At 60.4% G+C, this 15,740-nt stretch carries 12 protein-coding genes, 1 tRNA gene and 1 pseudogene; 8 read left to right on the forward strand and 6 right to left on the reverse strand.

Translation table 11 applies throughout. The annotated features are described in order from the left end of the window. Positions 1-49: 49 nt before the first annotated feature. The 6 genes from CD04_RS0113750 to CD04_RS0113775 form a co-directional block, all read right to left on the reverse strand. A tRNA-Val gene (locus CD04_RS0113750) sits at positions 50-125 on the reverse strand. Between the two features lie 34 nt (positions 126-159). Further along, entirely contained in the window at positions 160-432 is a 273-nt protein-coding gene (locus CD04_RS0113755; RefSeq protein ID WP_031407709.1) for an HU family DNA-binding protein, read from the reverse strand. Between the two features lie 197 nt (positions 433-629). Further along, positions 630-1,748 carry a tartrate dehydrogenase gene (locus tag CD04_RS0113760; protein WP_031407711.1) on the reverse strand — a complete coding sequence of 373 codons (1,119 nt, stop codon included), beginning with the start codon at positions 1,746-1,748 and terminating at the stop codon, positions 630-632. A 22-nt stretch (positions 1,749-1,770) separates the two neighbouring features. Continuing rightward, complete coding sequence (gene pgsA, locus CD04_RS0113765) at positions 1,771-2,337, reverse strand: CDP-diacylglycerol--glycerol-3-phosphate 3-phosphatidyltransferase (protein WP_038168636.1); 567 nt, start codon at positions 2,335-2,337, stop codon at positions 1,771-1,773. Between the two features lie 42 nt (positions 2,338-2,379). After that, positions 2,380-4,344: an excinuclease ABC subunit UvrC gene (uvrC, locus tag CD04_RS0113770; RefSeq protein ID WP_081858022.1), complete on the reverse strand. Its 1,965-nt coding sequence runs from the start codon at positions 4,342-4,344 to the stop codon at positions 2,380-2,382. A 10-nt stretch (positions 4,345-4,354) separates the two neighbouring features. Continuing rightward, the gene (locus tag CD04_RS0113775; RefSeq protein ID WP_051849488.1) at positions 4,355-5,071 is read right to left on the reverse strand and encodes a uracil-DNA glycosylase; all 717 of its coding nucleotides are present in this window, start codon (positions 5,069-5,071) and stop codon (positions 4,355-4,357) included. Here CD04_RS0113775 and earP point away from each other — a divergent pair. The 8 genes and pseudogenes from earP to CD04_RS0113815 all read left to right on the forward strand — a co-directional run bounded on the left by earP (position 5,063) and on the right by CD04_RS0113815 (position 15,591). Beyond that, positions 5,063-6,222, forward strand: a pseudogene (earP, locus tag CD04_RS22010) (elongation factor P maturation arginine rhamnosyltransferase EarP). The gene CD04_RS0113775 and the pseudogene earP overlap by 9 nt on opposite strands. A gap of 101 nt (positions 6,223-6,323) precedes the next feature. Beyond that, the gene (gene efp / locus CD04_RS0113785; RefSeq protein WP_031407719.1) at positions 6,324-6,878 is read left to right on the forward strand and encodes an elongation factor P; all 555 of its coding nucleotides are present in this window, start codon (positions 6,324-6,326) and stop codon (positions 6,876-6,878) included. A 635-nt stretch (positions 6,879-7,513) separates the two neighbouring features. Next, complete coding sequence (locus CD04_RS22730) at positions 7,514-7,993, forward strand: Tfp pilus assembly protein FimT/FimU (RefSeq protein WP_051849300.1); 480 nt, start codon at positions 7,514-7,516, stop codon at positions 7,991-7,993. Further along, positions 7,990-8,484 (forward strand): prepilin-type N-terminal cleavage/methylation domain-containing protein, encoded by a 495-nt coding sequence (locus CD04_RS0113795; protein WP_031407722.1) that lies wholly within the window; start codon positions 7,990-7,992, stop codon positions 8,482-8,484. The genes CD04_RS22730 and CD04_RS0113795 overlap by 4 nt, the downstream gene beginning before the upstream one ends. Position 8,485: 1 nt before the next feature. After that, a complete protein-coding gene (locus tag CD04_RS0113800; RefSeq protein ID WP_031407724.1) occupies positions 8,486-9,646 on the forward strand; it encodes a PilW family protein in 1,161 nt (386 codons plus the stop codon). Between the two features lie 29 nt (positions 9,647-9,675). Beyond that, entirely contained in the window at positions 9,676-10,101 is a 426-nt protein-coding gene (locus CD04_RS0113805; RefSeq protein ID WP_156030297.1) for a hypothetical protein, read from the forward strand. A 127-nt stretch (positions 10,102-10,228) separates the two neighbouring features. Next, positions 10,229-11,932 carry an IS1634 family transposase gene (locus CD04_RS0113810; RefSeq protein ID WP_031404237.1) on the forward strand — a complete coding sequence of 568 codons (1,704 nt, stop codon included), beginning with the start codon at positions 10,229-10,231 and terminating at the stop codon, positions 11,930-11,932. A gap of 281 nt (positions 11,933-12,213) precedes the next feature. Further along, entirely contained in the window at positions 12,214-15,591 is a 3,378-nt protein-coding gene (locus CD04_RS0113815) for a PilC/PilY family type IV pilus protein (protein WP_197033133.1), read from the forward strand. The last annotated feature ends 149 nt before the right edge of the window (positions 15,592-15,740 follow it).

A 15,740-nucleotide genomic window follows, 5' to 3' on the forward strand; every position in this document is an offset into this window, starting at 1 on the left:
CCGTCGTTCGCCTTAATTGCCGCCGACGCTCGGCGCCGCAGCTTGCAACTGGTGGGTGCTGAGGGGCTCGAACCCCCGACCTACGCCTTGTAAGGGCGCCGCTCTACCAACTGAGCTAAGCACCCGCAAATCTGCGTGCAAAGCCGCGCGCTTTCAAACTTAATTCAGAGCGTCCTTCAGCCCCTTGCCCGGACGGAATTTGGGCACCTTGGCCGCTTTGATCTTGATCGCTGCACCAGTACGGGGATTGCGCCCCGTGCGCGCTGGGCGCTTGGTTGCTGCAAACGTGCCAAAACCGATGAGGGTGACGGTACCGCCCTTCTTCAGGGTGACCTTCACACCTTCGATCATCGAGTCCAGGGCGCGGGCTGCAGCGGCCTTGGAGATTTCTGACTTCTTGGCAATGTGCTCGATAAGTTCTGTTTTATTCACTCTAGCCCCCTCGAGAGGATGGTTCAACAACAAAAAACGCCGATGTGCCCGAGGCACGATGCGGCACGGAATTGCTCCTGGTGCAAATGGTTGTGCAAATGCGCCTTTTGAAATACTCGCTGCGGCTTCGTCATCCGACGACAGCCGCGATTTTACGGGCATCAGCAGTCGCATTAGAACGACCCACCCCTGCCCTGTCAATCGCGATTAGCCTTGCCAGCCGCTGTACGGATGACTTGCTCAATTGCCACCCCCATTTCCTGCGTCGAGCATACGCCGCCGAGATCGGGCGTGCGCGGAGCGCCGCTTGCGGGATCAAGCACGTGCTCAATGGCATCAATGATGACGTCATGCGCCTGCGTGTGGCCCAAAAAATCCAGCATCAGCGCAGCGCTCCAAATTTGTCCGATCGGGTTGGCGATCCCGCGTCCGGCAATGTCCGGGGCCGACCCATGCACGGGTTCGAACAGTGACGGGTAACGACGCTCTGGGTCCAGATTCGCAGAGGGCGCGATGCCCAGCGTGCCACACAGCGCGGGCGCCAAGTCGCTCAAGATGTCACCGAACAAATTGCTCCCGACGATCACGTCAAAGTCCTGCGGACGCTGCACGAGACGCGCGCACAGCGCGTCAATGTGGAACTGATTCCAGCGCACGTCGGCATGCGCTTGCGCCACCGCGCGCACGCGTTCATCCCAGAATGGCATCGTGATGGAAATACCGTTCGATTTCGTGGCGGAGGTGAGCAATCGCCGCGGCCGACGCGCGGCCTGCGCGTATGCAAAGTGCAACACGCGATCCACGCCAGTGCGTGTCATCACCGTTTCCTGAAGCGCCAATTCGCGCTCGGTACCGGCAAACATGCGCCCGCCAGCGTTGGAGTATTCGCCCTCCGTGTTCTCACGCACGATGAGCAAATCGATGTCGCCAGGCTGCATGCCCGCGAGTGGCGAGCGCAGACCACGCATGAGGCGCGCCGGACGCAGGTTCACGTACTGATCAAACTCGCGGCGGAACTGCAGCAGTGAACCCCAAAGCGAGACATGGTCGGGCACCTTTGCGGGCCACCCAACGGCTCCGAAGAAGATGGCATCGAAACCGGCCAATCGCTCCTTCCAATCCTCCGGAAGCATACGGCCGTGGCGCAGGTAATAGTCACAGGACGCGAAATCGAAGTGCCGTATATCAAGCGCAATCTCGAAACGGCGAGCTGCCGCTTCCAGCGTGCGCAAACCCTCTGGCACGACCTCGCGGCCGATGCCATCGCCAGGAATCGCAGCAATACGCAAAGCGCGTTGCGACGGAGTGTTTGTCATAGGAGTCGCTTCTTTCACCAGTTCATTCCGATAGCTTGATGCCAGTCAGCGCCAGTTTGAAGTAATACATCATCGACCAAAGCGTTAGCACGGCCGCAATGTCGAGCAGCCAAGTGCCCCACGCGGACGTGGACAGGAAGCCGAACAGGCGCCCGTCATACAAGAGAAAAGGAATGGCCACCATCTGGGTGGCCGTCTTGACCTTGCCCAACCAGTTCACCGCCACCGCGCGCGAGCGCCCGATGCGTGCCATCCACTCGCGCAGAGCAGAAATGGCGATCTCGCGGCCAATGATAATGAGAGCCACCAGCGCACCAATGCGCGACAGCTCCAGAAGCACCAGCAGCGCGGCGGAGACCATCAGCTTGTCAGCCACGGGATCGAGAAAAGCGCCGAAGGCCGAGGTTTGTTGCCAACGCCGCGCGAGGAAGCCATCGAACCAGTCCGTGATGGCGCTTAGGACAAACAGCACCGTGGCGACCAGGTTCTTTGCGGGCATCGATAGCCAAGGCTCGGGCAGGGCATACACACCAATGATGAGGGGAATAGCCGCCACCCGCAGCCAAGTCAGAAATGTCGGCACTGTCATGGTGGAGCGCATTATTTCACTCACTCGGGCAACGCTGCCGGTTCAGTGCAAGGCCGCATAGATCGTCTGCGCCAGTTCGCGTGAAATGCCGTCCACCGTCATCATGTCCTCAACACTCGCCAAGCCAACGCCTCGCACTCCGCCAAAGCGCGCAAGCAGCCGCGCGCGACGCTTCGGTCCAATGCCGGGAATGTCCTCAAGCTTCGAGCCCCCAGTGCGCGCCTTGGCCCGCTGGGCGCGCATGCCGGTGATGGCAAAGCGGTGGGCCTCGTCGCGTATTTGCGCCACCAACAAGAGCGCTGGACTGTCCGGTGGCAGCGCCACCTTCGAACGGCCATCGGCAAACACAAGTTCTTCAAGCCCGACCTTTCGCCCCTCCCCTTTCTCCACGCCCACCAAGCGCGAGATATCCAGGCCCAGTTCCTCAAACACGTCGCGCGCTGCCGACACCTGGCCACGCCCCCCGTCAATCAACACGAGGTCGGGAAGGCGGGCATCCGCATCCTCGGCGAGCCGGACATAGCGACGTGCGAGGACCTGGCGCATGGCGGCATAGTCGTCACCGGGCGTGATGCCGTCGACCCTGAAACGCCGATACTGCGACGGCTGCATGGCATGGTGCTCAAACACGACACATGACCCCTGCGCCGCTTCGCCCGCGGTGTGGCTGATGTCGAAGCACTCGACACGTATCGCCTCCAGGTTCTGCGTGTCCAGCCCCAGCACCTCGGCCAGCGCGCGGGTACGCTCGTGCTGGGCGCCCTTCTCGGCCAGCAACCGAGCCAGCGCCAGCTGCGCGCCCTGCTCCGCCATATCCAACCAGCGCCGGCGCGTTCCCCGTGGCGCCGTGATCAGCTGGCAATGCCGACCGCTGTGCTCCTGCAAAGCGGAAATGATTTCAGGGTCAATCGGCAGGCTGCTGATCACCACGGCCGGCAACGGCAAGTCCAAGTAGTGCTGGGCAATGAAGGCGTTGAGGACGGTTTCTCCGATTGGATCGCCCACGGCTTGCAGGATATCGGGCTCGTGCAAGGCCTGAAGCCCCTTCGCATGGCTGGGGAAATAGGCTCGGTCGCCCAGGTGCCGACCGCCACGCACCATCGCCAGATTCACGCAAACGTGACCCCCTCGCACGCCCACGGCCAAAATGTCCACATCCTGGTCGCTGTCGACCTCCATGCTCTGCTGGTGCAGAACGCGCGACAGGGCACTGATTTGGTTGCGTACAGCCGCGGCCTCTTCGAACCGCAATTGCAAGGCCAGTTCATGCATGCGTGCCTGCAGATCGCGTAATACCCCATCGTGCTCGCCGCGCAAAAAACGCTCGGCGGCACTCACGTCCGCGGCGTAGTCCTGCTGCGAAATGCGCCCGACGCAGGGCGCCGAGCAGCGGTGGATCTGATGCAACAGGCACGGTCGGCTTCGGTTCGCAAATACCGTGTCCTCGCAGGTCCGCAGCAGGAAAATCTTTTGCAAAATGGCAATGCTCTCTTTCACAGCCCAGGCGCTGGGATAAGGCCCAAAATAGCTGTGCCTGCGATCCACCGCGCCGCGAAAGTAGCCCATGCGTGGAAAGGCATGCCCGGTCGTCAGCTTCAGGTATGGATAGGACTTGTCATCGCGAAACAGGATGTTGAATCGCGGGTGCTGGGTCTTGATCAGGTTGTTTTCCAGCAGCAACGCCTCTGCTTCGGAACCCGTCACCGTGGTTTCCATCCTTGCGATGCGCGAAACCATATGCCCGATCCGGCTGCCACCGTGCTCCCTTTGGAAATACGTGGACACCCGCTTTTTCAAATCCCGTGCCTTGCCCACATAGAGCAGTGTGCCGTCAACCGAGAAGTATCGGTACACACCGGGCAGATGCGGCAATGCGGCGACTTGGCGAGCCAGGGCTGCAGCGTCGGCTGAAGCGCGCTGCAGCGAATCCTGCGGCACGGCCGTGTCAGCCGAAGGCTCACGCTTTGTAACCGGAGATGCGCGGTTGGAATCGTCTGTCGCAGCCATGCGGCCCACCCTAGCGCCCGAAACCCAAACCTGCACCCGCCTCAGCCGCCGCCTGCGCAAATACGGAGCGAAACATGGGCGCCGTCAAGCGTCCCGTGTTCTGGTTGTAGCGGCTGCAATGGTAGCTATCGTAAAGAATCAGACCGTCCAGTTCGTGTCGGGCCCCATGGCTAAAGCGGGCGGCCGAAGGTTTGTGACCCAAGGCCATCAGGACCGCACCGTGCCCGACCGTGCCAAGAGCCACGATGACCCGCAAATGCGGCATGGCTGCAAGCTCCGCACGCGCAAACACGTTACATGTACGCACCTCAACCGGCAGCGGCTTGTTGTCCGGCGGAAGACACTTCACGCTGTTACAGATGCGGCAGCCCACCAGTTCCAACCCATCCTCTGCGGTGATGCTATGCGGCTCGTCCGTTACCGCCACCGGCGGATTGCGCCGCGCCAGACCCAGCTCCGTGAGCGTTCCGTACAGCAGCGGCCCGGCGCCATCGCCCGTGAACGGCCGGTTACTGGCGTTGGCTCCATGCAAACCCGGAGCAAGGCCCACGATCAGCAAGGGAGCAGAAATCGGGCCAAATGAGGGAACGGGCAGACACGCATAAGAGGGGTGGCGCGCACGCACAGCGTCGCGATAATCTGCCAAGCGTGCGCAACGGCGACAATGCGCGTCGTACACCAAACCATCCGAAACTGCGGCGCTTGCGCCACCTTGCTGATGAATCATCGGGAAACCTGGGATCTGTTCTGTCATGTCGTGGACAACTTCGGCGACATCGGCGTGGGCTGGCGCCTTGCGCGCCAACTCGCGCATGAGCACGGCCGCAACGTGCGGCTGTTCGTCGATGATTTGAACACGTACCGCCTCATCTGCCCTCAGATCAACCCGCGGCTTGCGCAGCAAAGCGTAGACGGCGTGCAAGTCTTCTCCTGGAGCAGACAGCTCCAACTCGAACCTGGCGACGTGGTCGTTGAACTGTTCGGCTGCAGGCTTGCCCCACCCTACGTCGAGCGCGCCCAGCAACGCGGCCCTGGCAGGGTACGCTGGATCAATTTGGAGCATCTCAGCGCGGAGCAGTGGGTTGAAGGCAGTCATCTCAGACCCTCACCACAACCCGGTGGCATCAGCAAGCTGTTTTTTTTCCCCGGCTTTACACCCGCCACGGGTGGCCTCATCCGGGAGGCTGATTTGCTGACCCGGCGCGACGCCTGGCAGGCCATGCCCGCAGCGCGACGCATCGCCTTGCGGTCATTGAACCTCCCACCTCCACCGGAGCATGCCCTCACCGTATTGCTGTTCAGCTATGCGCGCGACCGGCTGGAGTCGTGGCTCCAGAGCCTCGCCGCAGACGATCGGCCGACAATGCTGTGGATCTGCCCTGGTCCGATTCTGAGTGCGGTCAACGACTGGCTTCACATGGAACTGCTCATGGGGCAGACCACAGTGCGCGGAAGCCTCACCCTGTGCTCGCTGCCCTACGTGCCGCAGGAGCGTTTCGACGAACTCCTTTGGGCTGCCGACATCTGCATCGTCCGCGGGGAGGATTCGTTTGTACGTGCGCAATGGGCGGCGCGACCCATGGTTTGGCACATCTACCCCCAGCACGATGATGCGCATGACAAGAAGCTTGGCGCCTTTATGGATCTTTACCTGAAGGATGCCCCCCCGAGGTCCGCGACACCGTGACCCCGTTATGGACGGCGTGGAACAAAGGGCTCGACCTCGAAAGCGCATGGTCCGAATTCATCGCCGCCCTACCTCAACTGCGGCGCCACGCCCATCGCTGGTGCAACCACCTGGCCGCCCAGCCTGATCTCGCTCATCAGCTGATTGCCGCCGGGCGCGTCGAGCAAAGCAGCCCCGCGCCGCTCCTGTAGGCGTCTTTAGCCGCAGTTGGACCAACCACGGTCGGCAGTTGCCTCCAGCCCCGGCTAAAATGGCGTGTTGACTTTCCAACAGACACCTTTTCACCCGATTTATGAAACTCGCTCAAGAAATCCGCGCCGGCAATGTCATCATGGTGGGCAAGGACCCCATGGTGGTGCAGAAGACCGAATACAGCCGGGGAGGCCGCAATGCCGCCACCGTGAAAATGAAACTCAAGAACCTGCTGACGAGTGGCGGTACTGAGGTGGTCTACAAAGCCGATGACAAGCTGGATCCGATCGTGCTCGACCGCAAAGAATGCAGCTACTCCTACTTCGCCGACCCGATGTATGTCTTCATGGACACGGAGTACAACCAGTACGAAGTGGAGAAGGACAACCTGGGCGATGCGCTCGACTATTTGGAAGACGGCATGCAGGTCGAGGTCGTCTTCTATGACGGAAAGGCCATTTCCGTTGAAATGCCGAACAGCGTCGTGCGCGAGGTCATCTACACGGAACCGGCGGTGAAGGGGGACACGTCTGGCAAGGTCCTCAAGCCCGCCAAGATTTCGACCGGCGCCGAAATTCCCGTTCCCATTTTCGTGGCCATCGGGGACAAGATTGAAATCGACACGCGCACCGGGGAATACAAGGGCCGCGTTTGATGCCCTGTTGCAATGCCGTGCGGCCCAGCATTGCCAAGGTCGCGACGGGTAGGTGAACTGACCTGCCCCGTCTTAGTACCGCGCCGATATAGAAGAGGCTCCCGCCTCCTTGGAGATTGCCGTTGTGGCCTGCAGGCCACAACGGCGGCCAAACTTGGCGAGTGAAAAGTCTCCCCTGAGATGGGGCGTGCCGTATCTCGTTGTCGTCTCGCCGTCCACGGGCAATGTACTGACGGGCCTGACGCGGCCCCACCCAATATAGCCTGATCGTTCGGCCTGCTTGGCTGCGCAACCGCGTGAGGCCGTTGCAGGAGATCCCACGTTCCACAGCTATGCGCACACACTCCCGGCTGAAAGCGTCCCCGCGATCTGAGAGCTGATCGCCCCTGGGACAGACCGCGCCGAATGCCCAGACAACTCCTCAAACTCATCGCCAGGGATTCACGAGTCCTCCCGGAGCACGACGAGGATGCCGCGATGTCTCCCCCACGTGCCCTGTTGTCGAAATTTGACGCCGAAGCATAACGTTTGTCGGCCGATTCCTACCTTTCATCGGACGGTCCTTGCTCCAAGATGCATTAACACCCAACATCCAAGGGAAGAGGTTTCCTGTGCACATTCATCATCTCGAGCGCATGACTAAGACCGTGAGAAAGAGGGGTTTCACCCTGATTGAGCTCCTCGTCGTCATTGCAATTGCCGCCATTTTGTTAGCGATTGCACTTCCCAATCTTCAGCCGCAGGTTGCGTCGGCCAACGCCAAGTCCGTCGCCACCAAGATGGCCGATGCCCTGCAGTTCGCCAGGCAGTACGCCCTGAACACGTCGACTCTTGTCACGTACACACCGAATGGGTGCAGCTATTCGGTCGCAACACCGCAAGGGGTTCAGCTTCTCGCCGGGCCGAGCAGCATCCCTTCAGGCGTCGCTTGCCAGCCTATGGGGCAAGTGCTCTTCTTCCTCGGGGATGGGTCCGTCGCCCTGTGTTCGCAAGGCACGCAGGGTCTGTCTTGTAACGCGCCGACAGGCACCATCAGTTCCGCCGTCGCCGGTGGCGGCAGCACATGGCAGATCTCCGTTTCGCCTGGAGGCGTCATCTCGACGAGCGTTTTATGAACCATCCTCCGCCCCTCGTGACCATGGCGCACGCGACCAAGAAAGAACCCTGGGCAGCATGCAGGCAACGCGGCCTCACACTTCTTGAAGTGCTGGTCGCCATGCTCGTTTTTTTGGTCGCGGCAAGCGCCCTCGTGCTTCTCATCAACAATGCCTACATAGCCAATGCGCAGGCCTTGCGCACATTCTCGGCGACGACTACGGCGCAAAGCCTCATTGCCACGATCGAGGGTGACCCGGCCGATCTGGGAAGCCTCAACGGCATCCAACTCGGCTCAAGCGGCGCGAGTGCATCGACAGCTCCGCAAGTCATTCAGACATGGTGGACTGCGCAGACCCAGGCATACCCGGATTTGAGCAGTGTGGGACTGACGACCAACCCGACGACCTGCAATTCCACAGCACCGTGCCAGATCACCGCGGTTATCGCGGTCAAATCGGCCTTTGGCGGGAGCATCCAGCACACATTCATTCTGCAGGACGGATTTTGAGATGCGACGCCTCCAAGGTTTCACCCTGATCGAACTTCTGGTTGGTTTGGCCCTCGCAACATTGCTCGGTCTGCTTATTTTCATTTCATTCACGAGCCTCGAATCCAACGGCATACGTGGTAGTGACACCGCACAGCTGCAGACCAACGCGCGTGTAAGCATGACGCTGCTGTCTGACGACATTGCGCGAGCCGGATTCATGATGAACGGCCCTTCGGGGCAAAGCCGGTGCGCCCGGCTCCTGACCTACAACAGTAATCTCAATACCACGCAGATGACCAATCAGTGGCCTCTCTCCGCCACTGTTGAAACAACGGCAGGCTTGGTCCCGGGAACGCCGTCGACCGCGTTCAACTACGCCGCCCCCGGTGGTGCCGCGACGGATGCGATCTCGATCTTTTACGCCTCCGGTTTTGGACTGGCCAATCAAGCCATGCCCGGCGGCGTGCGCGTCGTCAAAGCCACCAACGGAACCCTGGTAAACGCTGCACTCTTTGTCGCGAATACGTCAGCGTTCAATGTCGGCGACGTGGACATCGTGGTGCTGCCAGCGCGCAACCTGTGCATCCGCTTCCAGGTCACCGGCACTGGAGGAGCGGCGAACAACATCGTCCACAACTCAGGAAAGAGTCCCATCAACCCTCCAAACGGCTTCACTGGCGTGTCGAGTCTCGCCAATCCCCCAATCAGTCCAGCACTTACCACGGCTGATCTTGCTCAAGCCTATGTCCAGAATTTTGGCCAAAGCCAGGGCGCCACGGGACCTATTCTGGTCACCTACAGCGTGCGGCCTGATCCGAATTCCGCCACGACCCCTGACCTCTGGCGAACCGTCGTCAACGCCACCGGCCAAATCGTCAGCGACGCGCCCATTGCCAAAAACGTGGTTTTGTTGCATGCGCTGTTCGCACCCGTCGTCAACGGACAACTTCAGGGATTTGTACCTTGGTCGTCGATTGTTTCGAGCAACCAGCAGGGACAAGTTGGCGCCGTGCAGTTTGCCTATGTCGTGCGCAAGCCCAACACCGCATCGCGTACGAACAACCCCGCCACGCTTGCCGTGCTGGACGAAACATTCACACCGGCTTCCGGAAATCTTTATCAATATCAGGTTTTCTCACAGACCGTTTACCTGCGTAACGTGGCATGGAACCAATCATAAAGGCGCGTCGTCAGCGCGGAGCGGCGCTCTTGATCGTCATCGCGCTGTTCCTCATCATTTTGCCCGTCGCCTTGCTGGCGATTTTTGGCCGGACGCTTCAAAACGACACATTCTCGGGCTCCTATCTATGGCGAGCCCAGGCGCGGGATGCGGCGAATGCGGCGATGGCGACATTGCGCGCCAACATCGCGCAGTCGATTGGTCAGAATAGCCTGCTGGAATATCAGCCTACCCCACCGCCTTGGTATATCGGCAACGCCCAAAGCCAGCAGCCGAACTCGCCATATTACGTGGTGCCGAGTTCGGCCAGCTTCTGGTCGACCTGCCAATCTCAAAAGCTTTGCAATGCGACGACGGTGACGCTGCCCAACGGCACGGGCAGGACGCAATTCCAGGTTCTGCAACTAGTGACTCCGACCGCCGGAGTTCGACAGTTTGAGTCAAAAATTGGCTGAAAACGCCGACCCCGGCCTTGACGGAACAAAGGGTTAGCATCGTTTTTGGAAAAGTACGTGTGGTGGCACGTTTTTCCACATTGTGAGGCTGTTGCCATTTGCAGATGGGTTGGTGTATTGTGGCGGCATGTTTATCAAGATCACCACCTCCGGCGGTCGCCGCTATGTCCAGCTCGTGGAGTCCTACCGGGATGAGAGCGGGCGGGTGAAGAAACGCACGGTGGCCACCCTGGGGCGCGCCGACCAAGCTGGCAGCCAGCTTGAGAGCGTGATCCGCGGCCTGCAGCGACTTCGCGGCGACATGCCGCCGGAGGCCGGCGCGGTGGCGACCGTGGCCGACGTGCGGTTCGAGTCCAGCCGCGCCCTGGGCGACGTATGGGCGCTGACCGAGCTGTGGGACGAATTGGGATTCGGCGAGCTGCGCCGGGTTTTTGGTCGCACGCGCAGCCGCATCGACGTCGAGGGGCTGGTGCGCCTGATGGTGCTCAACCGCCTGTGCGATCCGACATCCAAGCTCGGGGTGCTGCGCTGGCTGCAGACGGTGGCGCTGCCGCGCTTTGCGCCCAAGGAAGTGACGCACCAGCAACTGCTGCGGGCGATGGACGCGCTGGTCGAACACCAGGACCGCGTGCAGGCGGCGCTGGCCGGGTTGCTGCGCCCGCTGATCGACCAGGACCTGTCGGTGGTGTTCTACGACATGACCACCATCGGCGTGGAGGGCGAGACCGAGCTGGCCGGCGACCTACGCCAGTTCGGCATATCCAAGGACGGCGGCATTCGCCGCCAGTTCATGCTCGGAGTGGTGCAGACGGCCGAGGGACTGCCGCTGACGCATCGGGTCTGGGAAGGGAACACGGCCGAGGCACCGACGCTCAGCACCGTGGTTCAAGAGGTTCTGGCGCTGTACCCGGTCAAGCGCGTGGTGCTGGTGGCCGATCGCGGTCTGCTCAGCCTGGACAATCTGGAGTGGCTGCGCGGGCAACGCGTGGGCGGCACCGAGCAGCCACTGGAGTTCATCCTGGCCGTGCCGGGGCGGCGTTATGCCGAATTCTCGGAGATTCTGGAGCCGATCCACGCGCAGCGCTGCGCGGCAGCCACCCGCGAGGTCCTCGGCGAGACCCGCTGGCAGGACATGCGCCTGGTCTGGGCCCACGATCCGCGCCGCGCCCTGGAACAAACCGCAGCGCGCCGCCAGCATATCGAAGAACTCACGCAGGAAGCCCAGCGGCGTGCTGGCAAGCTTGATGCGCAAGAAGGCGGCACCGCCTTCAGAGGCCGGCGCCTGAGCGACTCCGGTGCTAAGGCCTGGCTGTACCGCGCGGTCTCCGAGGCGCATCTGGGCTCGATCATCAAGGTCGACCTGCAATCGGATCTGTTCACCTACGTCATCGACGACAAGGCGCTGGCGCGTGCAGAACTCAACGACGGCAAGCTGTTGTTGGTGACCAATGTGCCAGAGTTGTCGGCGCTTGAGGTTCTGCGACGCTACAAGAGCCTGGCCGACATCGAGCGCGGCTTCAAGATTCTCAAATCCGAGATCGAGATCGCCCCGGTGTTCCACCGCTTGCCCGACCGCATCCGTGCCCATGCGCTGATCTGCTTCATCGCTCTGGTGCTGTACCGCGTCATGCGCATGCGCCTCAAGGACGCCGGCTCCAAGCTGTCGCCCGAACGTGCACTCGAGCAACTGCGGCGCATCCAATACCACCAGGTCCACCTCGGCGGCGAGCGCCGCGACGGCACGTCCTCGCTCAGCGACGCCGACCACGCCATCCTCCAAGGACTCAAGCTCCCGAAACCCGCCATCGACGACCAACTCGCACTCCTGTAGGGGCACGTTTCAACGCTCACCCTAACGATATCGCGTACTTACGACCGTAACTGTCGAACTCCGGCGACCGGCGTCATCGACCCGACGCTGTGCAACACCCAAGGTTATGTGGCTGTTTTCTACAACGTATGGGTGCAAGCCACGGCGACGAACAACCCCGCTGCAGGATCATCGACGACGCAGGCGGTCTACCGCGCCTGCGTCAGGCAAGGATGAAGGCAAGAGCGCTTGAAGCCAACCATCAGCGCCATCTTGGGAACCCATTGCCGGAGAACAAAGACATGAAAAAACTATTTCGTTGGGGAGTTTTGCTTACGACCTCCCTTGCATTGAACATGACCCCTTGGGCCATACCCCAGAGCAGTGCGGCCACTGCTCCCCGGCCCCAAATCGTGATCGCCCTAGGGAATTCCCAATCCATGGATGGTGACCTAAGCGGGGCGATCATGACCGGCTCGGGTCAACTTTCATCAGGTTTGAGTAGCCTCGCCAACAGCAGTTCGCCGGTGAACTACACGGTGCCTTCCGGCTTCACGCCACCACTGACGCCAACACAAACCGCATCAGCACCCTATACCGTAAGCCAAAATGGCACGTTTTTTGATAATGGCGCCAGCCGTTTGAATGTAGCCAAGGCCGGCGTCACCTCCGTGTTGCAGCAATACCTCCCAAGCATGGACTTTGCCCTGGAAGATTACAGCACTTCGGATAAAAATCTTGATACGACATGGGTCTATTACATGTCTCCCAGCGGTGGATTCCAATTCGCCAGCACCGTGCCGACCAATGGGTTCACGAGTTATGCGGCGTATCAGAGCTTTGTCGCATCCCCCTCCTATCCGCAAGCTAGTCCTGCGCCGACGCGCTGGGTTGTCAACCCTTGCTATAACTATCCTAATGCCTCGTCCTCGGTCCAGAGTTACTGCGCATCGATCGCGGGGCTGTACGGCTCGACCACACTGTCCGGTAGCACGTACATGCAAATCAGCGCTTCGAGCGACGATCCCAACATCAATGACGTCTTGTACTCCGGCTCCTTGTCAGGTATTTTCGTATCCTTTAACGGGCCCAATCCCTCCTCCCCATATCCGCCAAATTTTAGCCTGAGCGATTATGAGTCTGGGAATATTTACGTCTCGTATAAGTCGACTTCGCCCGACAATGGCCCTTTTGGCACCAACCCAACCAACGCCGGCTATGTTCCCTATTCTTCACAAGTGATGTATGCCCAGCGAGGGTTTGGTTATTACGTGCAGAGTTTGAGTCCCAACGCAGGCAATATGGTTGTGTCGATGACAAATCTCGGCAGCAATCCATCTTCTTCATCGGTTAATTCAGCGCTAAGTCCCTTCGTTGCAGCGATGCAACCCGAGACGAACAACTCATCGTCGACAGAAATCAAGTCCCTCGCTTACCAGTCACCGCTGGCCGGCCTGGTGCAAGGCGCCGGCAGTGCTCTCAATGGCCTGACCGCCTCTTGTGCGGGGCAATACGTCATTCTCGTGACCGACGGTTTGCCGACGATGGACACCGCCGGCAATAACTGGCCACCGCTGGGTAGCGCCGCAGGGCAGGGGTACGGGGTCAATGCGGCGTTCTATGGCGTGGCCGGAAAGGCCGCCTATGGGATCAACAATGATTTGGGCAATACCGGAGGTACTGTGGGCGCGCTCGACGTCGCCAACACCAACGATCAGGCATTGATCGACACCATCACAGCCATCCAGAGCCTTGCCCAAAAAGGCATCAAGACCTACGTTGTCGGCCTCGGTGCCGGGGTGGATGCGTCAGCCAACCCTGCTGCGTCCTACGCGCTCAACGCGATGGCCATCGCAGGCGGCACGGCGCATGAGTACCCGGCCAATAACGTCCCCGCATTCACGTCAGCATTGAGCACGATCGCTGCGACGATTTACGGCAACGTCATCGCTTCTGCACCCGCGGTTCCGGGCTATGTGCAAAACGGCTCTCTCGCCTACGTTTTGGCGTCCAACAACGTGTACGGCAACGAGCAGGGCATCTTCGACGCCTTTTCTACAGACGCCAGCGGAAACGTGTCAACCCAGCCAGTCTGGACACTTCAAATGACAGGCCAGCAGCGTACAGCGGCGCTTCTGACCGATCAGGGAACCGGCTCGACCACGATTCCCTTGACGCAAGCGTCCGCCCCGATGTTCGGAAGCCCGACAAGCCCGAACGCACAGACCATCATCAACTACACCATCGACCCGTCCTATAACAGCGGCCAATATTTGGCTGGACGAGCGAGCGGAAGCTTCCTAGGCACGGTCACATCACAGGCGGACAAGCCACTTATTTTGAGCCAGCCCAACAATCCCTACTTCATTACAAACGGCGCCTATCGGACGTTTGCCCAAGCGAACACAAGCCGCGCCCCACTCGTCTTGTTTACGGCCAATGATGGGTTTCTGTATGCGGTGTCGACCGGGTCCACGACCAGCGCGGGCACGTTGCAATGGGCTTGGATGCCTTCCGTGCTCTTGCCCCAACTCCAGAACTACACGACGTTCCAATCGACCTTGCCGATGAATGGCGGGTTGACCACCGTCGACAGCGCCGATGCCAATGGAAAGTGGGCAACGTATGTCGTGGGTACGGCACAAAGCGGAGCGCTGCACTATGACTTGAAATTAACTGGATGCAGTTCGTCGACGAGCTCGTGTACGCCGACGGTCTCGAACGTCTGGTTCGACAACCAAAGTGGTGCCACATCGCCGCCACAATCCGCGCCCCAGGCACCGGCAACGTGGTGGGACAGTACTGGGGTTGCCTACGCTTACTACTTCACCACGTCAGGGTCGACCTCCTACTTCAACCTCATGCGTCTTTATGACGGATCGACGAGCAAGGTCAAAGTCAGTTTCACTCCATCATCGACGACCTATGTTGACGTCCTCGGCGGAAAACTCTACGTCGGAGACACGCAGGGCAACATTTGGTCTTTCGACTTGACAACGGGGACAACTGCAAGTGGTGTGACCGGCCCGACCCTGGTCGGAACCGTACCGAACGAAACGGCGGCCGGGCCCATTCGTTACCAAGGCTACGCCCAGACGTCGAGTGGCATCTACATTTGGGCAACCACCGACCATCAGGTGACGGTGTTCAAGTTCACCGGCGGCGCCGTGACATCGAGCGCCACGGGCTGGACCCCATGGTGGTGGTCGAGCACTTCGGGCTCGGGTTACTTCTCGAATGGTGGGACGGTGACAACCAGCACGGACCCGGGTGTGCTTTCGACGGCGGCACCTTACTGGATCGATACAGGCGGAACAATCACCGACAAATCGGCGGTTGAAGCGGGCACTTTGATCGTTCCGGTGACGGTCAGCCCACCGACATCGTCTTGCGGTGTAGCAACCGCGAAGTACGATTTTTTTGATTTGGGTACTGGAACATTTCCACAGAAGAAATTCCACGACCTCAATGGCAACGTCATCACGAGCAACCCCGTGATCGGTCTGGGTACAGCCTATTCGCCGGCCATATCGCAAAATGGCAACGGTTCATCGATCGTGTATGGCACGGCGTCTCAAAACCAGCAAGGCAAGATCGGCTTTCAGGTGGCGGCAACGAGCGGAATCCACGTGGGGCCAGGCATCATGGGATGGCAGCCCCTGTGGATGCTCCAACCATGACGCATCTCATCATATCTTTGAAATCACATTGTCCTGAATGCGCCTGAATCGGGAGCCGCCAAGACGGCCGATCAACGCCTTGGCGGCTCCCGAAGATCTCGTCTGGCCGGGTCCGCCAAGGTCCTGGCACTTCTGCAAGACACGGGCGG

The sequence above is a fragment of the Thiomonas sp. FB-Cd genome (assembly GCF_000733775.1).
In the GTDB taxonomy this organism is placed as follows: Bacteria; Pseudomonadota; Gammaproteobacteria; order Burkholderiales; family Burkholderiaceae_C; genus Thiomonas_A.

Coding starts and splice junctions, on each gene's coding strand:
- CD04_RS0113760 (WP_031407711.1), bottom strand. CDS start 1,748: ATGACAAACACTCCGTCGCAACGCGCTTTGCGTATTGCTGCGATTCCT.
- pgsA (WP_038168636.1), bottom strand. CDS start 2,337: ATGACAGTGCCGACATTTCTGACTTGGCTGCGGGTGGCGGCTATTCCC.
- uvrC (WP_081858022.1), bottom strand. CDS start 4,344: ATGGCTGCGACAGACGATTCCAACCGCGCATCTCCGGTTACAAAGCGT.
- CD04_RS0113775 (WP_051849488.1), bottom strand. CDS start 5,071: ATGATTCATCAGCAAGGTGGCGCAAGCGCCGCAGTTTCGGATGGTTTG.
- efp (WP_031407719.1), top strand. CDS start 6,324: ATGAAACTCGCTCAAGAAATCCGCGCCGGCAATGTCATCATGGTGGGC.
- CD04_RS22730 (WP_051849300.1), top strand. CDS start 7,514: ATGACTAAGACCGTGAGAAAGAGGGGTTTCACCCTGATTGAGCTCCTC.
- CD04_RS0113795 (WP_031407722.1), top strand. CDS start 7,990: ATGAACCATCCTCCGCCCCTCGTGACCATGGCGCACGCGACCAAGAAA.
- CD04_RS0113800 (WP_031407724.1), top strand. CDS start 8,486: ATGCGACGCCTCCAAGGTTTCACCCTGATCGAACTTCTGGTTGGTTTG.
- CD04_RS0113810 (WP_031404237.1), top strand. CDS start 10,229: ATGTTTATCAAGATCACCACCTCCGGCGGTCGCCGCTATGTCCAGCTC.
- CD04_RS0113815 (WP_197033133.1), top strand. CDS start 12,214: ATGAAAAAACTATTTCGTTGGGGAGTTTTGCTTACGACCTCCCTTGCA.